The sequence below is a fragment of the Listeria monocytogenes genome, assembly GCF_041765605.1.
Lineage (GTDB): Bacteria > Bacillota > Bacilli > Lactobacillales > Listeriaceae > Listeria > Listeria monocytogenes_D.
Window position 1 is genome coordinate 1,764,774 of sequence record NZ_CP168900.1, and the last position, 21,379, is coordinate 1,786,152.

Genomic DNA, 21,379 nt, shown 5'->3' on the forward strand with positions numbered 1-21,379 from the left:
TTTTACGCAAATTAGCCGATTTTTATCTGTTTTGCTTTACTATACTAAAAGAGTTCTTCCGCCATCAACTAAAATAGTTTGTCCGCGAATCATGTCTGCTTTATCACTCGCAAGGAATAATACGGCGTTTACTAAGTCATTTGGCTCAATCATTCTACCAGCTGGTGTCTTACTTACAGCATCTTTTAATAACTCTTCGCGGTTTGGGAAATGGTTGAGTGCATCCGTTTCGATTAGCCCACCAGAAACAGCATTCACTGCTATGCCAAATGGCGCAAGTTCAACTGCTAAATAACGAGTAAGTGATTCTACTGCTGCTTTTGAAACGCCGACCGTTGTGTAATTTTCTAAATAGCGAATCGAGCCAATCGAGCTTAAACTAATGATTTTCCCGCTTTGATGGCGTTGCATTAATTTAGCCGCTTCTTGTCCTGCAAATAAAAGCGCCTTCGCATTAATATTCATCGTCCAGTCCCAGTGTGATTCTTCTAGCTCCATTAGCGGTCGAAGGACACCACTCGCTGCATTGTTAATAAAAACGTCTAAGCGACCGAATTCCTCGTCCACCGCTTTAAATAAATCTCTAATTTTTTCCACGTCACCAACGTTTGCTTTAAAAATAACGCATTTTCTGCCTAATTGTTCAATTTCTTGTTGTACTTCTTCTGCTTTTTTGCGGTTTCTGGAAAAATTAACAGCGATGTCATAACCTTCTTTTGCAAGTGCAATGGCGATTTCTCTTCCAAGTCCTCTACTGCTTCCTGTTACTAATGCTACTTTGTTCATTTGTTACTCCCCCTTAAAATCTTTCCATGCTTGCCACATTTTTTGGTATGGTACTGGAAAAGCAAGTCGTTTCATTTCTTCTTCCGTCTCAAAACACCAATTTTCATTTGGATTCGCTGATTGAAGTTTTGCCACACGAATGTCCATTTTCCATACTAAATGAGAAAAAACGTGTTTGATATGCGCGATTGGCTCGTCTTCTAGTAAAACATCTAAGCCATAATTATGTAAAAATTGTAGTTTAGCTACTTCATCATTTTCTTTTTTCGAAATTTCAATAGTAGGAAATTGCCACATATTTGCAAGCAAACCATTTTCTGGACGCTTTTCTATGGCTACTTTTCCGTCCTCTGAAATAACAATAATGCTTAACAGTTCTTTCGTTTTCGTTTTTACTTTTTTTATTTTCACCGGATAATTCGTTTCGACACCATTTTTATGTGCGTCGCAAAATGGTTGAAGTGGACAAAGCATACACATTGGTTTAGTTGGTGTACATACCAGTGCACCAATTTCCATTAAGCCTTGGTTAAAAGCGGCCGGATTTTCTTTGTCAATTAGCTGATATAAAACTTCTTCAAAAATTTTCCGGGTGGACGCTTTCATGATGTCTTCACTAATTTCTAAAACGCGCGCGATGACACGCATAACATTGCCATCCACTGCCGGTTCAGCTTGGTTGTAAGCAATACTCAAGATAGCTCCCGCTGTATATGGACCTACACCTTTAAGCGATAAAATAGTTGTTAAGTCGGTAGGAACTTCTCCAGAAAAATCGGCCATCACTTGCTTCATGGCTGTTTGGAGGTTTCTGACACGAGAATAATAGCCTAACCCTTCCCACGCTTTTAAAATATCGGCTTCATCCGCTTGAACAAAATCTTCCATCGTCGGAAATTGAGTCATAAAGCGATTAAAATAAGGAATCACCGTATCGACTTTTGTTTGTTGAAGCATGATTTCTGAGACCCAAATTCTATATGGCTCAGTATTTTCGCGCCAAGGTAAAACGCGTTTATTCGCTTCATACCAGGAAACGAGTGCTTCTTGAAAAGCAGTTATCTTTGTATCATCCCAAGTTAGTCTCTTCATTTTTCTCATTTTCCCCTCGTAATTCTAATAGATTTCTAATGTGTGTTGCTCCGGATGTGTAGTATAATGTAGACAGGGAATAAAATAGTATACCCATTCTTAAGCCGATTTCTATTATACCGAATGCTGGCTTAATTGAATAGTGTTGTGCTCTTATAGGCAGCACCCACTTGTATTTTTTAAGACCGATTTTAGAGGAGGCAAAGTCATTGGATACTGGCACACATGTAGTAATGGGAATTGCACTCGGAGCGTTAGCAACCGTAGACCCGGTAGTTGCCGGAAGTTCTCAAGCTGCCATTGGTATTATGACAGCAACAATTATTGGTTCACAAATTCCAGACATTGACACTGTATTAAAACTAAAAAACAACGCTGATTATATTAGAAATCACCGAGGAATCACGCATTCCTTGCCGATGCTTGCCATTTGGCCATTACTTATTTCATCCGTTTTATATTTACTTTTCCCAGCGGCTACATTTATTCATTTATTATTATGGACATTTATCGCGGTGGGATTACACATTTTTGTAGACATTTTTAATGCTTACGGTACACAAGCTGTGAGACCATTTAAGGAAACGTGGGTCGCATTTGGATTTATCAACACATTTGATTGGTTCATTTTTGGTTCCCATGTGGTTGCCATTGCGGCTTGGTTGTTAGGGTCTCCTGCCTTACCAACGTTTGTCACACTCTATGTCATTTTGGCACTTTATTATGTGGCAAGATTTGTTACACAGCGAATGATTAAACACGCCGTTCAAAACTTAATTCCAGATTCAGAAGAAATCATTATCGCCTCCACCATCCACTTCTTCCAGTGGCGCGTGGCGGTAACAACGAAAGATCATTATTACGTAGGTCGAGCTTTCAAACGCAATATCTCCATCTACGAAAAATTCGATCGCTTACCTGTTCCTGATAATGAAATCATTCGTTCTGCGAAAAAAGATAAAAATCTCGCCGCTTTCATCTCATTCTCCAAAGTATACAACTGGCGCATTGAGGAAAAACTAGACGGGACTTATGTAACATTCACCGATTTACGTTATCGTAGTAACGGACATTATCCATTTGTAGCCGTAGTAAAATTAGATGATGACTTAAATATTGTTTCATCTTACACTGGCTGGATTTTCTCCACAGAAAAACTATACAAAAAACTAGCACCTGTTAGTATTTAAAAAAAAGACCCGGAATTCCGGGTCTTTTTTATTTATCTACCTGTGCTCCCTACCCCACCAACACGGGATTCGTTTGCGACGATATCTGTATCTGCAACTAAGTATTTTTGGAATACGCCTTGAGCGACGCGTTCCCCGCTCTCAATCGTTACAGGTTCAGATGAGAAGTTTTTAATGGCAATACCGATATTACCATCATTCCCTGGATTACTATAGTAAGAAGAATCAATAATTCCTGTACCGTTACACAGTAATAAACCTTTTTTAATGCCGATAGAAGACCTCACATAAATGTTTAAAACTTCATCTTCTTGCATGTAACTTTTAACATCTGTCCAAAAGATATGTTTTTCTCCTGCTGCAATGCTTACTGTTTCATTAGAAAAGAAATCATAGCCAGCTGAACCTTTATCCCCGCGTATTGGTAGTGATATGGTTTGTCCTGGAAATTTTCTGTTTGTTTCATTTACTACTTCAAATCCTCTTACTTTCACTTTGTTCACTCCTATTTGTTTGGGTCTTTTCGTTCTACTTGGTGTAAAAAGCTGCCGTGGCGCTCGATTTGCTGACGAACGTAATCCGCCGCATACTCAGGACCACGATACGGATAACCTGCTTTAGCATAGGAACTTTCGAAATCTGACCAAAGCATTTCAATCCACCATAAGGCTTGTTCTTTATCTAAATGCGGGTTTTTAGCCATTAATTCCGCTGTTAGTTCATCTAAATACGTATACAACTCACTCTTCCTCCTCAAAACTGATTTCATTTTCAGTTAGGTATGATTGAATTGTATCATAAGAAAAACCTTTCTGCATTAGCGATGTGATTGTTTTTTGTTTGGCAATGCTTGGTTTGTAGCGTTTATTTTTGCGCATTGTTTTTTCAACTTGTTTTTGTAAAATATCTGCTTCATCAGCTATATCAATTTCGCTTGTTGCTTCTGTTGCAGCTGTTTTGGCTAATTCACTCGTATAACCTTTTTGGATTAAATCGGTGATAATTTTTTGTTGGAGCATTTTTTTGGCACTTTTATTGTTTCGCTTCATGATTTTTATTGCTTGTTTGGTGGCGTTTTCTAGCTGTGCTTCATCCGAATATTCTTCGATAACTTGGCTAATGATTTCTCTCGTTAGTCCTTTTTCGACTAATTCACGTTCGATAGTTCGCGGACCTTTTAGGGTTGTTTTGATTTGCGTTTTCGTATACAGTTCTGCAAATTCGAGATCATTAATATAGTCCATGTCGGCTAACTTTTTTAAAATCTCATCAATTGCAAAAGCTTCCATTTCTTGCTTTTTCAAATAATCGCGAATTTCTTTTTCCGAGCGAACACGGTGGGATAAGAAGTTGATTGCTTTATTTAAGCCTTTTCGAACCATGTCAGCTTGTTTGATTTCTTCTATCTCAGCCTCTGTGAGCGCTTTTCCTTTCATTAGTTGGTAGCGGGCTAAAACTTCTTCGTCTACACTAAAGTTGTATTTTTCATCAATAAAAATGTTGTAACGTTCTTTGTTTTTCTGCTGGACACTTATGGACGTGATTTTCATAATCCGCCTCCTTCTCCCTTCTATCATACCGCAAAAAATGGTTTTAATACTACTAAAAAGGGAATAAACTAGTTAGGACAATAAAGAGGTGATAAAATTGCATATCTTACTTACAGGCGCAACAGGTTTTATTGGTGATCATTTAGTGCATGAATTAGAAAAATCTGATCACGAGCTTTATATTTTAACAAGACAAAAGCTAAAAAACCGCGCAAATGTACACTATATTGAATGGTTAAATGAAGATAAATTGCCGAATTTAGAAGATTTACCAGTGGATGTTTGTATTAATTTTGCTGGTGCTGGTTTGATGGATGAAAAATGGACTTACGATAGAAAGAAAGTGATTGTAAATAGCCGCATCGAAGCTACTTCAGCACTCTTATCGATTGTGAAGAAAATGAAATCCAAACCAAAATTGTGGATTAATGCAAGTGCAATTGGGGCTTATACGTCTTCTAAGTCAACGATTTATCTAGATACGGAAGAAAATACTTATGCAGATAACTTCTTAGGAAAAACGGTTTATGAATGGGAAAAAACAGCGAGTGCGGCAAGTGATTTGGGCATTCGAGTTGTGTATGCTCGCTTTGGTCTTGTACTTGGCACTGGTGGTGGGTCGTTCCCGGTTTTTGAAAAATTATTCCAAACTTATACAGGCGGCCGTTTTGGTAATGGAAGACAATGGTATTCATGGATTCATATCGATGATGTCGTTGCAGCGATATTGTTTATTTTTGATCACGAACAAATAGATGGCGTGGTTAATTTTACAGCTCCTCACCCTGTTCAAGAAAAGAAATTTGCTGAACGACTTGGGAAAAAGATGCATAAACCTTATAAAACACCGGTTCCTAAAAAAATAATTAAATTTATTCTCGGTGAACGTGCCATGACTATTTTGGACAGTCAACGTGCTTACCCGGAAAAACTAATGAGTAATCATTTCGAGTTTCGCTTTGAAACGTTGCAGGAAGCTTTAGATGACTTGCTTGATTAAAAAACCAGATTCTGATTTTACTCAGAATCTGGTTTTTTTGTTTCTTCTTCTAGTGGGAAGTCAAGGATTACTTGGCTATTAGCAAGTGGTCGTTTTTTACCAACAAGAATCATTAATTGTAACATCGTGAAAGCAATCGAGCTTCTTTTTCGAAAGGCAACAAATTTTTGTTCCCATTCTGTAACGTACTTAGATTTGAAATTACGTAATCCTTTGAAGCCATAGAAACCTTGACTATAACGGTACACAAGTCCAGCCAATCGTTCGCCTAGGAAAGCATATTTACTTTCTCCGACGTTCGCAAGTGGCGCCATGCCAGCATTAAAGGTTTGGAATCCATCTTCTTTGGCTTGTTCGAATAAGTTGATGAAAAGAAAGTCCATAATGCCTGATGGTGCTTCTTTAGAATAGCGCATTAAATCAATCGAAGTCATTTCGTCCGTATAAGACGGCATCATGGAAGCGAAGCCAACGACCGTACCTTCTCCATTTTTCGCGATAGCAATCGGAGCTTGTTCGAGATAGTACGTATCAAAGAATCCTAATGAAAAGCCTTTTTCTTCTCTACCATCTAGCCACTCATCAGAAATCGCTCGTAAAGTTGTCCACATTTCGTGATTAAATGGCGGCTCTATTATTTCAAAAGTATAACCTTCTCGTTCTAATTTATTCATTAGCGCGCGTTCGCCTTTTTTCTTTTTGCCACTCATTGTAAAGTTTTGGACGTCAACAAAGCCTTCTTCTCCGAGCTTGATAAAGTCAAAACCGTGGTCATGCAAATACGGGATCATCGTGCCGCGGACTTCATAGAAAACTGGTCGATAACCAAATCTATCCGCATTCATCATAACCTCTTCAATTGCTTCTTCCATTTTATCCATATTACCAGTTGGTTCACCCATGATAACCATTTTGTCCGCAATGATTCGGTAAGAGAAAAGCACTTCTCCCTCCGCTGCCCAAAATAGTAGTTTATCACGTAAGAACATCGTATGACTGACTTCATTTCCGCCCCATTTCGCTAAATGTTCGCGTACTTTGACTGCTTCAAATGGAGAGCCAAGTTTTTCTTTTGTTGTGGATAAATAAATGTAAATAATGACTAAACTAACAACGGCGATAAATACGCCAACGAAACCGACTAACCATAAATGCTCTGAGGCAATGCGTAAATAATCAGGGATTTCTTTGGAATGTTTGATATTAGGTGAATTGTAAATTCCGATAACAATATAACCTGCCAAACAGACAATGAATATAATGCTATCAATAATTACTTTACTCCAAGTATAAACTAGTTTTTCTCGGTAAAATTCGTTTCGAGCTAAGAATAAACATAACAATACTATTCCTAAAAAGATGGCTTGCTTCAACGAAAATACACGAGCAAGTGTATTGAAAATCGCGCAACCTAGTACAATAAATGTAATAATATAGGCTTTCTTTGTTTTACATTCGATACCTCTCGCAAGTCCCAGCAATAAAAAGCCAAATGCAACGATAGTAATTTGGGATGTAAATAAGAAATTAAACGGCATAATTTTGTATAGAAATGGCACATGATAAATGGCGTTTGGTACGGCAGACGATAAAATTAGCAATAATCCAGAGCCGTAAACAAATATAACCAAGAAGCGATGAGCCACTTTTTGTAAGAATAGTAGCGGTAATCCTTCTAAAAAGTCATTTACTTTCTTCCCTGCTTTTTGGACGAAGAAAAGTAGGCCGACTACGAATGGAATGATATAGTAGAAAATACGGTAAAACAGCATCCAAGCGAGTGCTAATTCTTGAGAAACACCTAGTTGGCTGAGTCCAAGAATCATTACGACGTCAAATGTCCCTACTCCACCTGGGACCATCGAAGCTATCCCAATCACAGAAGCGATAACAAATAACGGGAACACTTTGAAAATGTCGACTGGTTCTCCCATCAATGTGCCGATAATCGCGAAACATCCGAACGCGAAGCCCCACTCTAAAAGAGAAGCAATAATGAGTGTTAATTCTCTTTTGATAGGTAAATCGACAAAGAGAGACTTACTTTTCCATTTCGTAATAGTGAATAAAATCGGGAAGTACAGTCCACCTGCTAGAAGCCACGGCCAGTAATTAACAAAATGATCTGCAAATCCGGGAATCAGTAAGGTAGCTAATGATACTAAGCAATAAATGGATAAACCAGATACTAAAAATAAAGCAATTTTAGAAATGGCTAGTAAGATTTCTTTGTGCGACGCATTTTTTCCGTAAAAGCTTGCTCTTAAGCTGGCACCTAAAACGCCACCAAATCCACCAATGTTTGTAAAGGTATTCGTGATCCAACCAGAAGCAATCACATGACTTGGGGAAAACTTTCCGGGTAATAACTTAACGATGACATAATCATACAAAAGCATTGGAGTGACAGCGATTAAGCCGACGATAAACATAATAAATATTTGTTCTGGACTTTGAGAAGTTAAATTTTCTTTTAGTGACGGATAGTCAATTCCCGTCGCAATATTAATAATTTCAAAAATAACAAATGCCATCACAAAAGTGATAAAAACGATTTTTACGATGGTACTATTTTTTTGAAACCACGAGTAGGCTTGCATTAGTTTTTCTTTCATAATAGAGTCTCCTTAACGATTTTCATTCATCTTCTTTTATTTATTCGTTTTCTAACAGATGGAACGGCATAAGCTAGTAGAATGCCTATTATTCCACTTAATGTATTTAAAATGATGTCATCTATATCTGTAGAACGATTGGGTGGTAGCGAAATGCTTTCAAATCCTGTAATCATCGTTGTTTGCGCAAATTGAAGCAGTTCGATGCCGCAAGATGTTAGGAATATGACTAATAGAGTTTTACCAGCTGTGTTTGTTATTTTGAAGTAAAGCAAGAAGAAAGACAGCGGGCATAACAATAAAACATTCCCGAAAATTTGAATAATAGTAGGCATCGTTGGTAATGTTTGTTGAAATGTATTTTCTATTGTTGTAAAAGGGATTAGGTTAATCATTTCTTTTTGGATATGGAAATTCCCGGTATAGGTACTGTTTACGAAATCTCCAACAGCTATGTAGGCAACAAGATGTAATAAAATAATTATATATAGAATAAAAACGCAAAACCAGATAAAGTCTATCCAATTCTTTAGTCTCGCCATGTTGGTTAGTATTATGATTGCTAAAAAAAGTAAACAACTGTTAGCAATAGTATTGATTAAATCCGCGTTATTCCCAAATTGTAGTGCAAGCGAGATTCCGTACAACAGGTATAACGCTGGCAATAACAACACAAAAAAACGGCATTTTTGGACCTGCATTCTCGTATTCCAACGCCTTCCGTTTCAAAATCAGCTCTCAGACTCTCTGAATAAGCTCCTAGTATCAGTTTAGCAGATATAAAAATGAAAAGAAAGCTTGTTTGTGCTTACATTTTTGCAAGCTTCTGTAAGGCTTTCGGGTTCTTATTTTCTTTTTGGCAAAAAAAGTGCTACAATTTCTTAATGATATTCGTGGAGGAGACTAGAATGAAAGAATTATTAGGGCTATTAAAAGAAGGTAATAAATCCGCCTTAACAGCGGCTCTTGTTAACACCATTGTTTCTATTATTAAAGGTATTACTTATTTTTTTACTGGAAATATCGCCATGTTCGCAGAAACGTTACATAGTTTAGGCGATGCGGCAAACCAGTTTTTTGTTTTTATCGGTTCAGCTTTAAGTAAAAAACGACCAACAAAACGCTTTCCGCATGGTTTTGGACGGATGGTTAACTTAGTGCTACTTGGTGCTGTCATCGTTGTTGGGATAATGGCTTTTGAGACGATTCGTGAAGGATTCGCGCATATTATCCACCCAACAAGTTCCACTGGTTTCCTTATAAACCTCACTGTGCTCCTACTTTGTACCGTGCTAGAGTTTTCTGTTTTAGTGAAAGCAATGCATGAGATTGCGCATGATGTTGGTTTAGAATCTAAAGGACTTCAGTTATTTAAAGATAGCATTCTAAATTTAGGTAAAGCAAAAGCAGCGACTAAACTGGTGTTTTTGGAAGATTCCGTTGCAACTGGTGGTGGACTTCTTGCGATGATTGCGGTTATTATTTCTCACTTTACCCCTTTCCATCAAGCAGAAGGTATTGCATCCATGTTAATTGGTGTAATGATGTTTATCGTCGTTGGTAAAGTCTTTTTGGACAATGCGGCTGGAGTTATTGGCGAATCAGATCAAAGTATGCATTTAACTGTCGGTCAGCTCGTAATGAGCGATCCTGATGTGCGCGATATTCAAGTTCTAACCGTTCTTAAAGAAGGCGATGTTTTCCATGTCGATGTGGAAGTGGAATTAGATCCAATGCTCACCCTCGCTGAAGTGGATGATATTAAAGACCGTTTGGAAGAGAGTATCGGAAAATTACGCGGTGTTGCTGATGTACTTATTTCATTTGATGAAGATGATGCTATCCGCAACTGGGAATATGGAGACGGGCGTTAAAAATAGAAAAAGCCAAGTGCGCGAACTGCGACACTTGGCTTTTTTTAGTCTCCAGGATTAATAATTGCTAGGACTTGATGATCTTCCCAAGTTCCATTAATGCGGACATTTTGTACTGCGAGCCCTTCTAAATGGAAGCCCGCTTTTAAAAGGACTTGTTTGGATCGTTCGTTTTTCGGCATTACTCCTGCCTCAATTCGGTGCAGACCAAGAATGTCAAAACCAAAATCTACAATCAACTCCACTGCCTCAGTCGCATAACCATTTCCATTATGTTCCTTATCCAGAAAATAACCAATGAACGCTGATTGTAAAGATTCACGCAAAATACTAAATAAATTAATCGTACCAATAAGTTCATCCGTGTCATGGAGGAAAATCCCATAATAGTACTCCACGTCACTCGCAGCAAAATCTTCCAAACGTGAAATAAGCGATTGCTGTTCTTCTATCGTATAAAAACGATCATCCCGCTCCATAGAATAACCTTCAAAAAAAGCTTTATTTGCTAAATGAAAAGCTAGTTTTTGATTGGCATCTGTTATTTGAAAAGGTCTTAAGTAAATCCGTTCCCCCGTAATCCGCATCCTTATCCCTCCCCGTATTTTTCTAAATTATAAGATTGTTCGTGTATGATTGCAAGTATCACTGTTAAGTTTAATCTTCCACTATACCCATTTTATTAAAAAATAAACTTCCCATTACGAATATAAGTGTGTTATTATGTTGATGTTGGTTATTTTTATATTATTTTTCTAAAAAATGGAGGTTTTTTTAATGAATATTAATGCGGAAACAGAAGACGCAACTCTCCTTCTCGACGGTTTACTTCAAAACGTAGCAATAATTCGTTTTGATACTAATAAAAAAGTAACTTATGCTAATGCCCTTTTCGCGGAGGCAATGGGATACTCAGAAGAAGAAATGTTGACATTATCCCACCCGGACTTATGCTTTCCTGATTTTGTCCAAAGTGTAAGCTATAAAGCAATGTGGACAAATTTGCTTGCTGGGCAAAAATTTCAAAATAAAATTGAACGAAAAAATGCACGCGGTGAACGTGTTTGGTTTGAAGCGACTTATATCCCGATTATACGTGAAGATTTGGTCGTTGGTGTTGCCAAAATCGCTACAGATATTACGAGAAGAGAAGAAACGGTTCATGACTTTGCATCTGGTTTAAAAAGCATGGCTACAAATTTAAAAGAACATTCCAGTGTTGGAAAAACGCGCAGTGAAGCTCTCCTTGAACTCGTGAAATCAATCACGAAAGAATCCAATGAAAATACTGATACACTTCACGATTTACAAACAGAAGCTCAAAATATTCACGGCATTATTAATACAATTAACGGTATTGCTTCTCAGACTAATTTACTTGCCTTAAATGCAGCGATTGAAGCAGCACGTGCTGGTGACGCTGGACGTGGATTTAGTGTTGTAGCGGAAGAAGTTCGTAAACTTTCGAGTCGTGTAGAAGAAGCAATTAAAGAAGTGGAAAAAAGTGTCAACGGTATCACGCAAGAAATTAATACTATTTCAAGTGGTACGGAACGTGTCGAAGCAAAAGTCGAGGAAAGCCAAGAAGTCCTTATTTTGTCTTTAGAAGATTTTAGCCAAATTGAATCTGCCTCTACTGCCTTGGATCAAAATGCCGGTGCTTTCACAAAAATGATTTAACCGACTGAAAAAAGGAGCGAAGAAGTCTTGAAACTAATTGGAAAACATCCTTCTGGTCGTGCCATTATTATTCGTTTGAACAACCAAGAATACCATTATGAAACCGCAAATAGTTTTGGAAGCGCGACTTCATTAACACGAGCAAAAACAGAAGCAAGAGCTGATAGTTTTACATCTAGTGAAATGAACCAAGGTTTACATATTGGTAATTGGCACTGGAAAGAACTTGGATGAAAGAAAATCCCGTCTATTTTTATAGACGGGATTTTTTATTTACGCATTCAATGCTTGTTCTAATTGGTCTTTAAAGGCGGTTGCCACATCAAATACAGTAACAAATTGGAAATCGCTCACGTTGTAATGGACGACAAATTTCTCCTCACGATGGCGAACCATAATGGATGAACGAACTTTATCACCAATTGCGTCTCCTGCTTGAGTTTCGCTATAGAAAACCCAGTGCGTTGCTTCAATTGGATTCGCTGTTTTTTCTGCAAGATCGCTTTGAATTAATTGTTTTATTTCGTCACTTAATTCTGGCGCGAATTCATTGTCGATATAGCCGTACCAAATAGTTCGGTAGTACTTTGCTTCAAATTCATTCGTTTCATCAAATAGTTTTTTCATGTTTGTTTCCTCCTATTAGGTGTTATTTCTATTCGTGATACCTTTTCAAGCGTTCTTCTAATGTACCAGCGTGTAATTCAAAGAGATGATTATCAAAGTCATAAAAATAAATCGAGTGTCCCTCACCTTCGACTCTAGGACGTTCTGGTTTCATTTCCACACCGAGAGCTTTAATCCGCTCAATATATTCATCCACTTCCTCAGATTGAATTTGGAACGCAATATGATTGTAAGTTCGCTCTTGTAAAGACTCTCCTTCCATAATGCAAATCCACAGACCAGCAATTAGAAAAAATTTTTCTTTGGAAAGCGAAAATATTTTGTCGCCACTAGAATAGATTTCTTCTGCATTAAAAATTTCTTTTAAGAATGTGGTTGTTTTATTCAAATCTTTCACAATTAAAGTGATATGGCTTAATCCTGAAATCATATACCACCAGTCCTTTATTTATCTTTTAACTGCAAAAGTACTACGGTCTCTACATGTGCTGTTTGCGGGAACATATCGACTGGTTGCATATAGCGAATGCGATATTTTTTCGCGAGTAAAGCTAAGTCACGTGCTAATCTAGATGGATTACAAGATACATAAACAAGATGTTTTTGCTTCTACTTCTAAGCAAATTATTCAAGATGCCTATTTTATCCTAAAAATTGACTACGGCTACTTTATTGACTAAGGATGACGCTTATTTTCAATTTGACTGATTAATTATGTGGTAGGTTTCATCACTTTGATTAAAAAAGACATATATTTTTGCTCTGTTTTTTTCTGGAACAATATCTAACTCGCCTATAAAAAGTAATGGTTTTCCATTAGCAAATTTCCATTCAGGATTTTGTAGCCATTTAGGTGGAGTTTTTAGATATTTAAAATCTGCTTTAACTTTTTTCTTTATTTGCTCTTTTTTCTCTAATGTGTTTAAAGTATTTTTATTCAAAATTGAGCTAAAATAATTTGGGGAAATATCTAACCATTTTGGCAAGACTGAAAATACTATATCAGCATCCTCATCCATTTTACTAGAATAGCTAAACAACTGCTCATTTTTCTCTAAATACTGTTTGATGGCATCTTTTACATTAGATATGGAAGAGAAATCGGATGCATCAGCTTCTAAAATGTATAAACATAGATTGCTATAGTTTGTATATGGTGGGATTTTGATTTCTTTTTCCAATTTATTTTGTAAAGCTTCATCTTTATAAAAACGATTCAGAAATTCTTTGGCAGTAATCTTATCTTCCATAAAATCTATCAATAGTTGTATATCGTTTTCCTCCTAAAAATGTGCTTATTTAAAATGACTAATATTGTATTAAACAACAATGCACCTTTTAGCTAAAAAGAATGCATTGCTATTTTTTATTTAATTCTTCAACTGCAAAAGCACTACGGTCTCTACATGAGCTGTTTGCGGGAACATATCGACTGGTTGCATATAGCGAATGCGATATTTTTTCGCGAGTAAAGCTAAGTCACGTGCTAATGTAGACGGATTACAGGATACGTAAACAAGTTGTTTGGCTTCCACATCTAATAATGATTTAATGAGGCCTTGGTCACAGCCGCTTCTTGGTGGGTCAACGATCACTGCATCTGGGCGGAAACCTTCTTTCACCCATTTAGGTAATACGTCTTCTGCTTTTCCTACTTCATAATAAACGTTTTCGATGCCATTTTTCTCCGCGTTTCGTTTGGCGTCTTCAATAGATTCTGGAATAATATCCATGCCGCGGACTTCTTTTACTTTTCCGGCAAAGGCTTGACCGATTGTTCCAACACCGCAATAAGCATCTACTAATGTTTCACTGCCTGTTAGTACGAGTGCTTTCTCGACTTCTTGGTAGAGCCGCTCTGTTTGGAACGGGTTTAATTGGAAAAAGGCACGCGCTGATAAATCGAATTCAAGTTCCATTAATTTCTCTTCGATGCTTTCTTTTCCTGCTAAAAGGAACGTTTCGTCACCGAAAATAAGTGAGGATTTTGCTTGATTCACGTTTTGCATAATCGAAGTGACTTCTGGAAGAGCAGCTTCGATTTCTGCAAGCATTTCGCGTTTTTTAGGGAGCTTTTTACTATTCGTAATGAAAACGAGCTGTGTTTCACCGGTTTTCACGCCAGTACGAACGACGATTGTCCGCACGATGCCACTACCAGCTTTTTCATCATAAATCGGCACGCCATATTTTTCTAGTAAGTCGCGAACAAAATTCGTTACTTTGATGGTAACGGGTTGTTGAACGATACAGTCTTCAATCGGAACAAGTTGGTGAGAATTGGCACCGAAAAGTCCAGTTTCGACTTGACCACTGCCTACCATTCTTGTTTGGAATTGGCTTTTATTGCGGTAACGCCATGGGTCTTCCATTCCGATTGTTGGACGGATTTTTAATTTGGCTGGATCGATTTTTGTATGTTTTTCGATTGATTGAATAACAATATCTCGTTTTAATTCAAGTTGGGCGCTATAGGCCACATGTTGCAGCTGGCAACCACCACACGCCTCGTAAACTGGGCAAGGTGCGGTAACTCGGTTTGGAGATTTTTTACGGATTTTATTTAATTTTGCTTCGGTGAAACGATCGCGAACTTTGACCGCTTCGACAACTACTTCTTCACCGGTAATTGCGCCAGGTACAAATACAACTGCTTTTTTAAAGTAGCCGATTCCTTCCCCGTTGATTCCCATGCGTCTAATAGTTAGCGGGAATTTTTGTCCTTCTTCTACTGGATTTTGATTCATTATTTTCCTCCATCATTCCAAGTCTTCATTAATACTAACAAAAAAACTGCCACTTGTCAGTAGTTTATGGCATGATTTCAAGACTTTCATCGACAAGGATGCTTTTTTCGACAGAACGAACCATCGAACAGTATTTCGGTGTTAATTTTAATGCTTTTTCAAGTGCTTTTGGATCCAAGTCAGCACCGGTTATTTTAAAATGAAGATGTATCGCGCTTATACGATTTTCTTCTTCTGGGATGCGTTCCATTGTGGCGTCTATCCATAAGTCAGTGAAGTTTACTCGTTTTTTCTTTAAAATGTTACGAAAAACAATGGCGCTACAACTGGTAATAGACATCAACATCAAATCTGCTGGTGAATAATCGGTCAGTTTGTCATCGATTAAAAAACTTCCTGTGTCAAACCCATTTTCGGTATAAACTAACTTTAATGGTTTTGTCATCATTATCCCTCATTTCTTCTCTTTTATCGTACAAAAAATCTCCTTATTAAGCAAATTAGTAGTATAATGAACAGATAGTCGACCAAAAAAGGAGGCTACTCATGTTATGGAAGGAGTAGGAAATAAAGTGATTGTTTTAGCAGGAATGATTGGCGCTGGGAAAAGTAGTTATACAGAGCTAATTGCAAATAAACTTGGAACAAAGGCATTTTATGAAAGCATTAAGGATAATCGCATCCTTGAAATGTTTTATGATGACCCAAAAAGATGGGCTTTTGCCTTACAAATATATTTTTTAAATACCCGCTTTCGTAGTATTAAAGCTGCGTTAACGGATCAAAATAATGTGCTTGATCGGAGCATTTACGAGGACGCGCTTTTTACGCAAATTAATTTTGAAGAAGGTAACATTTCGGAACCTGAGATGGATACATATCTTGATTTACTCGACAATATGATGGAAGAACTTGCTTATATGCCGAAAAAAGCGCCTGATTTGTTGATTTATTTGCGCGGAAGTTTAGACACTGTATTGAGCCGAATTGCTCTTCGTGGTCGTCCTTATGAGCAAACATTTGATAATCCAGGTTTACTTGACTATTACAAGCATCTGCATAGTCGTTATGACAGCTGGTTTGAGTCTTATGATAAGAGTGAAACCCTTGTTATTAATATTGACGAAATAGATATTAATCAACCAAATGACGCAGATTATGTCATGCAACTTATTCATGAAAAATTAAAACGCTAAAACAGGCTTTTTGCTGTTTTAGCGTTTTTTTAATTGATTTCGCCTAATTCTTTTTTCTTTTTCCGAATCGCCAGTGTAGCGTTAAGCTCCCCGCCAATCATCAAAATAATGCCGGTCAAATAAAACCATAACATTAAAATAATAATTACACCGATACTGCCATATGTTGCTGAATAGTTGCCGAAATTATTTACGTAATACGCAAAACCTAGCGAAGCAACTGTCCAACCGATTGTTGAAAAAAGTGCTCCAGGTAGAACACTAATCAACGTACTGCGCCGGTTTGGTGCGACCCAATATAAAAAGGTAAAGACGACAAAAATAACGATGAGTGTAACGGTCCAACGAAGATTATTCCAAAAACTAAGAAAGTCTTCCGAGAAATTCAAATGATTAATTAAAAACATCCCTATTTGTTGTCCAAATACAAGTAATAGTAAGGTTGCCCCTACTGTCGCAAGCATTGCGAGTGTGAAAAACATGGATAGTAATCGCTGTACGACATAATTTCGTTTATTCGTTACTCCGTATGCTTTATTGAGCGATTTCATGACCGCATTCATGCCATTCGAGGCAGACCATAAAGTCGCGATAATCCCGATAGAAAGTAATCCGCCATTTTTCTGCGTTAGTAAGTTATTTAAATTTTCTTCTAAAAAGTCCATAATCTGGTCTGGCGCGAATTCTTTAATCATATTAAAAACGGAATCTTTATCAATATGAAGATAGGCAAGTAATGTTGCCGCGATTAAGAGCATTGGAAAAATCGAAAACAGCATATAATAAGCTAACTGTGCTGCATTTCCTGAAACATCATTTCGACCTACTCTCGCACTTACTGTTTGGCCAATTTGAACAATCCCGTTTTTCTTTGTATATTTAACTACTTTTTTCCACACTGATAAGGCCCCCCTGTTCTAGTCATTCGTCTGGAAGTTTTTCTTCTACTATGGTAAAATTTTGTCTATTAGCTTGAAAGGAGCAAAAAGATGAATCTTGAAACCCCTTCACAGGAAAACTTGAATTTTATGTTAACCGAAATTACAACGAAACTAAAAATGGTGAATGTAGGTGTTTTTGAAAATCTGGAGCTTGACTCTGTTGATTATAACGCACTTATCGATATTTATCAGCTAATTAAACGTAAATCCAATTTCAGCCCGCGTGAGATGCAATTATTTGCAGAAGAATTACGCCGGATTCGCAAATAAAACAAATTCCAGCCACTTTTTAGTGGTTTTTTGTTTGGAAATAATTGGTGCCAAAATCCACTAAATCACGCATATCATAAATTTTCGTCGGCGCTCCGATAATCGTCGTTGGGTGAAAGTCACGTTCTTTCTCATAAGCGCGACCTAACGCGATAAACACGTCACTATTATAATCAATTTCCTGATACTTCTCCCAAATGATTTCGCCATTTTTAAGAAAAGCTGCCTGGTTTTCTATTAGCGGAAAAGCATTGGAGCGTTCTTCCGCTAAATGAAGCGATGTATTGTTATTATTATCTACCCCGAACAAGATAATTTTCGCATCAAGTTGATACATTTTCCCTAGCGGCGATTCATCCCCCATGCTTTTCGCAAGTGGCTGGTTGGCAAGAATTTGTTTTTTATCTTTCCCCCAAGCACAAAACGAATGGTATGGATGAAAACTGCGCTCAACATCTGGCATGGTACGAAATGTTTCGGCAATGACACCCATTCCACGAGTTGGTGTTACAAGCGGATCAAATGGCGGTGTTTCTCTGCGAATTATTTTCCACCAACTTTCAGGAACTGGCGGATTTTCCCACTTTGCAGGATCACTTAATTGACCTGTTTGAGCCGGCATTACTATATTGCCTAATTCACCAACCAGTTCTTGCAATGCCAAAATAACGGTAACTGGACCACCGCAAATCCAGTGTGCTTTTGACATGGAAGCATGAAAAATAATCGTATCCCCCTTTTTAATACCCGATTCTTGTAGGTCCGACACGATTTTTTGTTTTGTTGCTGGCTTTTTTGTTCGCCAAATAGCCATTTTTTCTCCCATTGTATGTCACCGCCTCTAAAAATAAAGCCAGATGCCTAGAAAAAAACGGCAAACTAAAAGCATCTCTGTGAAACTTGTGCTTTTACTTGCATTCTGTTCTACATGCATCTGGCTAATTTAATTAATCGTTTTCGCCTTGATACGTTAAAATTTCTGGACCATCTTTTGTGATTGCGAAAGTATGTTCATATTGCGCAGACAAAGAGCCATCAACAGTTCTAGCAGTCCAGCCATTATCGTCCATTTTGGCTTTCCAAGCGCCCATATTGACCATTGGTTCCACTGTAATAACCATGCCTTCTTTTAAGCGAGGTCCTTTGCCAGCTGTACCGTAATGTGGGATATCTGGTTTTTCATGTAAAGTTGGTCCAACGCCGTGACCAATAAACTCACGTACAACAGCAAGATTTTCAGATTCTACGTATGTTTGAATAGCATGACCAATATCGCCAACTCGAGCGCCTACTTGTGCTTGTTCAATACCTAAATAAAGTGCTTTATGCGTTACATCCATTAAATGTTTCACATCATCAGGCACTTCCCCTACTGCATAAGTCCAAGCAGAATCAGCAAGTGCGCCGTGATAATTCACGACCATATCTACTGTAATAATATCGCCTTGGTTAAGCTTTTGTTTGCGCGGGAAGCCATGACAAATTTCGTCATTAATACTTGCACAAATAGCATATTCATAACCTTCAAAGCCTTTTTGCTCTGGAGTTGCGCCATTTTTACGTAAAAATTCTTCTGTAAATACTTCTAAATCCCAGCTAGTAATGCCTGGTTTAATAATTTTTTTAAGTTCTTTATGCGTATCGGCAAGGATTTTCCCTGCTGCTTTCATCTCATCGATTTCGCGTCTTGATTTGAGTGTGATCATCTTTTCATTCCCTCCTAAAATTTCCACTATTTACTATTATAGCTCGAAACCCCTTAGAAATAAAGTAATCTGGAAAAAAGGTTGCAGTTTTTCTGAAGACATTTATAATAGAATGTATCAGTTAAAAAATGGTGGACTGGTTTGTGCCGTTTTAAACAATAAAAAATTCAGAAAATGGTGATGCAAAATGACAAAAGTGATGATCGTTTATGCCAGCATGACTGGTAATACACAAGAAATTGCCGACATTTTAGGTGAAGAATTAGAAAAATACGATATCGAAGTAGAAATTGAAGAATGTATTTCAGTTGATCCTGAAGATTTACTAGAATATGATGGCGCTCTAATCGGTGGCTATACATACGATGATGGTCAGCTTCCTGATGAGTTCGTTGATTTTTATGAAGATATGGCGGACGTTGATTTTAGCGGCAAAGTTTGCGCTTCTTTCGGTTCTGGCGATACTTTTTATGATGAATACTGTTTAACAGTTGATTTAATTGAAACTCGTCTAAAAGAGCAAGGCGCTACTGTTCCTGTTGCTGGGCTTAAAGTAGACCTTGATCCAGATGAAGAAGATGTTGTTCGCGCGGAAAGTTACGCAAAAACATTTGTTGATGTATTAAAAGGATAATTCGAAAGCAAGTCCTCTTTTTCGGACTTGCTTTTTTATTTATTTAAAAATAGCGAAAACAGTAGCGTAGTGGTTGCTTTACCTCATTAATTGAGATACAATTCTCGTATTGAATAAAAAGATTGGAGTGATTAATTATGACAGTATTTAGTGAAAAGTTAGAAAAGTATGCAGAATTGATTGTAAAAGTTGGGGTAAATGTCCAACCTGAACAGAAAGTAGTAATTATGGCTCCAGTTGACGCGGCTCCACTTGTTCGCCTTATTTCCAAATATGCTTTTGAAGTTGGTGCAGAGGATGTCATTATGGATTGGCGCGATGAAGAATTAGGTGCATTACGTTACAAAAATGCTCCACTACGCGTTTTTGAAAGCGCTCCGGTTCACCGTGTTGCAGAAAAAACAGAACTTGCCAAAGAAGGCGCTTGTTTTATCTCCATCACTTCCGAAGATCCGGATTTACTTAACGGCGTGGATAGCAACAAAATTGCGACATTCCAGAAAACAATGGGTGGTGCAATGAGCGAGTTTCGCGAGTTAATGCAAGCAAATGTTGTAAGCTGGACAGTTGTTGCAGCAGCTTCACAAGGATGGGCAGCAAAAGTATTCCCAGATTTAACTCCAGCAGAACAAATGGAAACACTTTGGGAAGCTATTTTTGAAACAACTCGTATTAACACCGAAAACCCGGTAGAAACTTGGAAAAATCACGATCAAACACTTGCTGCAAAAGCAGAAAGTTTAAATGAAAAACAATTTACTTCTTTACATTATACGGCTCCTGGAACAGACCTTACAATTGGTCTTCCAAAAAACCATCTTTGGGTTGGCGCTGGCAGTAAGAATAAAAAAGGACATGAATTTATGGCCAATATGCCAACAGAAGAAGTATTCTGTTGTGCGGATAAACTAAAAGTGGAAGGTTATGTTTCTAGTACGAAACCACTTAGTTATGCAGGAAATATTATCGATGACTTCAAAATCACTTTCGAAAAAGGTCGTATTGTAGGTGTAGAAGCAGCATCCGGCGAAGAAATTTTGAAAGATTTAATCGCGACAGATGAAGGCTCACACTATTTAGGTGAAGTGGCGCTAGTTCCAGACCCATCCCCTATTTCCCAATCCGGCATTTTATTCTACAACACGCTATTTGACGAAAATGCATCTAACCACTTAGCAATTGGTAGTGCGTATGCATTTAATGTTAAAGGTGGCGAAGAAATGTCTCGTGAAGAATTAGAAGCAGCTGGTGTGAACAATAGTTTAACACACGTTGATTTCATGATTGGTTCTTCTGAAATGGACATTGATGGTGTAACCGAATCTGGTGAAGTTGTTCCTGTTTTCCGTAAAGGCGACTGGGCGTTCTAATCCTTTTTTAAAACTTATGCCTTTTGCGTAAAACCCTTGTAGCTTTTGGCTTTCAAGGGTTTTCGTTTGTTTATTTTTTACAAAAGAGAGCGAGGTGCATT

Annotated in this window: 25 protein-coding genes and 1 pseudogene; 9 read left to right on the forward strand and 17 right to left on the reverse strand. The window is 37.6% G+C overall.

What is annotated here, in order from left to right; genetic code table 11:
* Positions 1–39 precede the first annotated feature (39 nt).
* The gene (gene fabL / locus AB2Q86_RS09040; RefSeq protein WP_003730564.1) at positions 40–786 is read right to left on the reverse strand and encodes an enoyl-[acyl-carrier-protein] reductase FabL; all 747 of its coding nucleotides are present in this window, start codon (positions 784–786) and stop codon (positions 40–42) included.
* Positions 787–789: 3 nt separating this feature from the next.
* Positions 790–1,887: an A/G-specific adenine glycosylase gene (gene mutY / locus AB2Q86_RS09045; RefSeq protein WP_014598975.1), complete on the reverse strand. Its 1,098-nt coding sequence runs from the start codon at positions 1,885–1,887 to the stop codon at positions 790–792.
* Between the two features lie 200 nt (positions 1,888–2,087).
* On the opposite strand from mutY, the gene AB2Q86_RS09050 reads away from it, so the two are divergent.
* Complete coding sequence (locus tag AB2Q86_RS09050; protein WP_003730565.1) at positions 2,088–3,068, forward strand: metal-dependent hydrolase; 981 nt, start codon at positions 2,088–2,090, stop codon at positions 3,066–3,068.
* A 32-nt stretch (positions 3,069–3,100) separates the two neighbouring features.
* Here the strand turns inward: AB2Q86_RS09050 and AB2Q86_RS09055 are convergent, their stop codons facing one another.
* From AB2Q86_RS09055 to recX, 3 genes are read right to left on the reverse strand one after another with little or no spacing between them, the layout of a single operon-like run.
* Positions 3,101–3,562, reverse strand: a complete 462-nt coding sequence (locus tag AB2Q86_RS09055) for a dUTPase (RefSeq protein ID WP_003730567.1) — start codon at positions 3,560–3,562, stop codon at positions 3,101–3,103.
* Between the two features lie 11 nt (positions 3,563–3,573).
* Positions 3,574–3,807 carry a YfhJ family protein gene (locus AB2Q86_RS09060; protein ID WP_003730568.1) on the reverse strand — a complete coding sequence of 78 codons (234 nt, stop codon included), beginning with the start codon at positions 3,805–3,807 and terminating at the stop codon, positions 3,574–3,576.
* 1 nt (position 3,808) lies between these two features.
* On the reverse strand, positions 3,809–4,618 hold the full coding sequence (gene recX / locus AB2Q86_RS09065; RefSeq protein ID WP_012581191.1) for a recombination regulator RecX: 810 nt from the start codon (positions 4,616–4,618) through the stop codon (positions 3,809–3,811).
* 97 nt (positions 4,619–4,715) lie between these two features.
* Here recX and AB2Q86_RS09070 point away from each other — a divergent pair, with 97 nt between their 5' ends.
* On the forward strand, positions 4,716–5,618 hold the full coding sequence (locus AB2Q86_RS09070) for a TIGR01777 family oxidoreductase (RefSeq protein WP_012581190.1): 903 nt from the start codon (positions 4,716–4,718) through the stop codon (positions 5,616–5,618).
* A 17-nt stretch (positions 5,619–5,635) separates the two neighbouring features.
* On the opposite strand, the gene mprF is transcribed toward AB2Q86_RS09070, so the two are convergent.
* Together mprF and AB2Q86_RS09080 are read right to left on the reverse strand one after the other, a co-directional pair.
* A complete protein-coding gene (gene mprF / locus AB2Q86_RS09075) occupies positions 5,636–8,233 on the reverse strand; it encodes a bifunctional lysylphosphatidylglycerol flippase/synthetase MprF (RefSeq protein ID WP_012581189.1) in 2,598 nt (865 codons plus the stop codon).
* A 26-nt stretch (positions 8,234–8,259) separates the two neighbouring features.
* A complete protein-coding gene (locus AB2Q86_RS09080) occupies positions 8,260–8,934 on the reverse strand; it encodes a VanZ family protein (protein WP_003730572.1) in 675 nt (224 codons plus the stop codon).
* 207 nt (positions 8,935–9,141) lie between these two features.
* On the opposite strand from AB2Q86_RS09080, the gene AB2Q86_RS09085 reads away from it, so the two are divergent.
* The gene (locus AB2Q86_RS09085; protein ID WP_003730573.1) at positions 9,142–10,107 is read left to right on the forward strand and encodes a cation diffusion facilitator family transporter; all 966 of its coding nucleotides are present in this window, start codon (positions 9,142–9,144) and stop codon (positions 10,105–10,107) included.
* Positions 10,108–10,151: 44 nt separating this feature from the next.
* On the opposite strand, the gene AB2Q86_RS09090 is transcribed toward AB2Q86_RS09085, so the two are convergent.
* Complete coding sequence (locus AB2Q86_RS09090) at positions 10,152–10,694, reverse strand: GNAT family N-acetyltransferase (RefSeq protein WP_012581188.1); 543 nt, start codon at positions 10,692–10,694, stop codon at positions 10,152–10,154.
* A 190-nt stretch (positions 10,695–10,884) separates the two neighbouring features.
* On the opposite strand from AB2Q86_RS09090, the gene AB2Q86_RS09095 reads away from it, so the two are divergent.
* Both AB2Q86_RS09095 and AB2Q86_RS09100 read left to right on the forward strand, forming a co-directional pair.
* The gene (locus AB2Q86_RS09095; protein WP_012581187.1) at positions 10,885–11,787 is read left to right on the forward strand and encodes a methyl-accepting chemotaxis protein; all 903 of its coding nucleotides are present in this window, start codon (positions 10,885–10,887) and stop codon (positions 11,785–11,787) included.
* 27 nt (positions 11,788–11,814) lie between these two features.
* Positions 11,815–12,021, forward strand: coding sequence for a hypothetical protein (locus AB2Q86_RS09100; protein ID WP_003724102.1), 207 nt, complete (start codon positions 11,815–11,817; stop codon positions 12,019–12,021).
* A gap of 39 nt (positions 12,022–12,060) precedes the next feature.
* On the opposite strand, the gene AB2Q86_RS09105 is transcribed toward AB2Q86_RS09100, so the two are convergent.
* From AB2Q86_RS09105 to AB2Q86_RS09130, 6 genes and pseudogenes are all read right to left on the reverse strand, one after another.
* Complete coding sequence (locus AB2Q86_RS09105) at positions 12,061–12,414, reverse strand: hypothetical protein (protein ID WP_012581186.1); 354 nt, start codon at positions 12,412–12,414, stop codon at positions 12,061–12,063.
* Positions 12,415–12,442: 28 nt separating this feature from the next.
* Positions 12,443–12,844, reverse strand: a complete 402-nt coding sequence (fosX, locus tag AB2Q86_RS09110; RefSeq protein WP_012581185.1) for a fosfomycin resistance hydrolase FosX — start codon at positions 12,842–12,844, stop codon at positions 12,443–12,445.
* A gap of 14 nt (positions 12,845–12,858) precedes the next feature.
* Positions 12,859–13,017: pseudogene (locus AB2Q86_RS09115) on the reverse strand (23S rRNA (uracil(1939)-C(5))-methyltransferase RlmD); the annotation flags it as partial.
* Positions 13,018–13,109: 92 nt separating this feature from the next.
* Entirely contained in the window at positions 13,110–13,664 is a 555-nt protein-coding gene (locus tag AB2Q86_RS09120) for a hypothetical protein (protein WP_012581184.1), read from the reverse strand.
* Between the two features lie 120 nt (positions 13,665–13,784).
* Entirely contained in the window at positions 13,785–15,161 is a 1,377-nt protein-coding gene (gene rlmD, locus AB2Q86_RS09125) for a 23S rRNA (uracil(1939)-C(5))-methyltransferase RlmD (protein ID WP_012581183.1), read from the reverse strand.
* A 64-nt stretch (positions 15,162–15,225) separates the two neighbouring features.
* Entirely contained in the window at positions 15,226–15,606 is a 381-nt protein-coding gene (locus tag AB2Q86_RS09130; protein WP_014589085.1) for an OsmC family protein, read from the reverse strand.
* 106 nt (positions 15,607–15,712) lie between these two features.
* Here AB2Q86_RS09130 and AB2Q86_RS09135 point away from each other — a divergent pair, with 106 nt between their 5' ends.
* Positions 15,713–16,357 carry a deoxynucleoside kinase gene (locus AB2Q86_RS09135; RefSeq protein WP_003736835.1) on the forward strand — a complete coding sequence of 215 codons (645 nt, stop codon included), beginning with the start codon at positions 15,713–15,715 and terminating at the stop codon, positions 16,355–16,357.
* Positions 16,358–16,386: 29 nt separating this feature from the next.
* Here the strand turns inward: AB2Q86_RS09135 and AB2Q86_RS09140 are convergent, their stop codons facing one another.
* On the reverse strand, positions 16,387–17,256 hold the full coding sequence (locus AB2Q86_RS09140) for a YihY/virulence factor BrkB family protein (protein ID WP_003726639.1): 870 nt from the start codon (positions 17,254–17,256) through the stop codon (positions 16,387–16,389).
* A 90-nt stretch (positions 17,257–17,346) separates the two neighbouring features.
* Here AB2Q86_RS09140 and AB2Q86_RS09145 point away from each other — a divergent pair, with 90 nt between their 5' ends.
* Complete coding sequence (locus AB2Q86_RS09145; RefSeq protein ID WP_003726640.1) at positions 17,347–17,568, forward strand: DUF1128 domain-containing protein; 222 nt, start codon at positions 17,347–17,349, stop codon at positions 17,566–17,568.
* Between the two features lie 19 nt (positions 17,569–17,587).
* Here AB2Q86_RS09145 and AB2Q86_RS09150 read toward each other — a convergent pair whose 3' ends face one another.
* Entirely contained in the window at positions 17,588–18,394 is an 807-nt protein-coding gene (locus tag AB2Q86_RS09150) for an aminoglycoside N(3)-acetyltransferase (RefSeq protein WP_012581181.1), read from the reverse strand.
* Positions 18,395–18,515: 121 nt separating this feature from the next.
* Complete coding sequence (map, locus tag AB2Q86_RS09155; protein ID WP_003724059.1) at positions 18,516–19,274, reverse strand: type I methionyl aminopeptidase; 759 nt, start codon at positions 19,272–19,274, stop codon at positions 18,516–18,518.
* Between the two features lie 187 nt (positions 19,275–19,461).
* On the opposite strand from map, the gene AB2Q86_RS09160 reads away from it, so the two are divergent.
* Entirely contained in the window at positions 19,462–19,908 is a 447-nt protein-coding gene (locus AB2Q86_RS09160; protein ID WP_003728253.1) for a flavodoxin, read from the forward strand.
* A 137-nt stretch (positions 19,909–20,045) separates the two neighbouring features.
* Positions 20,046–21,278, forward strand: coding sequence for an aminopeptidase (locus AB2Q86_RS09165; RefSeq protein WP_003728252.1), 1,233 nt, complete (start codon positions 20,046–20,048; stop codon positions 21,276–21,278).
* Positions 21,279–21,379 lie beyond the last annotated feature (101 nt).

Excerpts from the sequence above, each read along its gene's own strand:
- fabL (WP_003730564.1), bottom strand. The coding sequence starts at position 786 with ATGAACAAAGTAGCATTAGTAACAGGAAGCAGTAGAGGACTTGGAAGA.
- mutY (WP_014598975.1), bottom strand. The coding sequence starts at position 1,887 with ATGAGAAAAATGAAGAGACTAACTTGGGATGATACAAAGATAACTGCT.
- recX (WP_012581191.1), bottom strand. The coding sequence starts at position 4,618 with ATGAAAATCACGTCCATAAGTGTCCAGCAGAAAAACAAAGAACGTTAC.
- mprF (WP_012581189.1), bottom strand. The coding sequence starts at position 8,233 with ATGAAAGAAAAACTAATGCAAGCCTACTCGTGGTTTCAAAAAAATAGT.
- AB2Q86_RS09080 (WP_003730572.1), bottom strand. The coding sequence starts at position 8,934 with ATGCAGGTCCAAAAATGCCGTTTTTTTGTGTTGTTATTGCCAGCGTTA.
- AB2Q86_RS09085 (WP_003730573.1), top strand. The coding sequence starts at position 9,142 with ATGAAAGAATTATTAGGGCTATTAAAAGAAGGTAATAAATCCGCCTTA.
- AB2Q86_RS09090 (WP_012581188.1), bottom strand. The coding sequence starts at position 10,694 with ATGCGGATTACGGGGGAACGGATTTACTTAAGACCTTTTCAAATAACA.
- AB2Q86_RS09095 (WP_012581187.1), top strand. The coding sequence starts at position 10,885 with ATGAATATTAATGCGGAAACAGAAGACGCAACTCTCCTTCTCGACGGT.
- AB2Q86_RS09105 (WP_012581186.1), bottom strand. The coding sequence starts at position 12,414 with ATGAAAAAACTATTTGATGAAACGAATGAATTTGAAGCAAAGTACTAC.
- fosX (WP_012581185.1), bottom strand. The coding sequence starts at position 12,844 with ATGATTTCAGGATTAAGCCATATCACTTTAATTGTGAAAGATTTGAAT.
- AB2Q86_RS09120 (WP_012581184.1), bottom strand. The coding sequence starts at position 13,664 with ATGGAAGATAAGATTACTGCCAAAGAATTTCTGAATCGTTTTTATAAA.
- rlmD (WP_012581183.1), bottom strand. The coding sequence starts at position 15,161 with ATGAATCAAAATCCAGTAGAAGAAGGACAAAAATTCCCGCTAACTATT.
- AB2Q86_RS09130 (WP_014589085.1), bottom strand. The coding sequence starts at position 15,606 with ATGACAAAACCATTAAAGTTAGTTTATACCGAAAATGGGTTTGACACA.
- AB2Q86_RS09135 (WP_003736835.1), top strand. The coding sequence starts at position 15,713 with ATGGAAGGAGTAGGAAATAAAGTGATTGTTTTAGCAGGAATGATTGGC.
- AB2Q86_RS09145 (WP_003726640.1), top strand. The coding sequence starts at position 17,347 with ATGAATCTTGAAACCCCTTCACAGGAAAACTTGAATTTTATGTTAACC.
- AB2Q86_RS09150 (WP_012581181.1), bottom strand. The coding sequence starts at position 18,394 with ATGGGAGAAAAAATGGCTATTTGGCGAACAAAAAAGCCAGCAACAAAA.
- map (WP_003724059.1), bottom strand. The coding sequence starts at position 19,274 with ATGATCACACTCAAATCAAGACGCGAAATCGATGAGATGAAAGCAGCA.
- AB2Q86_RS09160 (WP_003728253.1), top strand. The coding sequence starts at position 19,462 with ATGACAAAAGTGATGATCGTTTATGCCAGCATGACTGGTAATACACAA.
- AB2Q86_RS09165 (WP_003728252.1), top strand. The coding sequence starts at position 20,046 with ATGACAGTATTTAGTGAAAAGTTAGAAAAGTATGCAGAATTGATTGTA.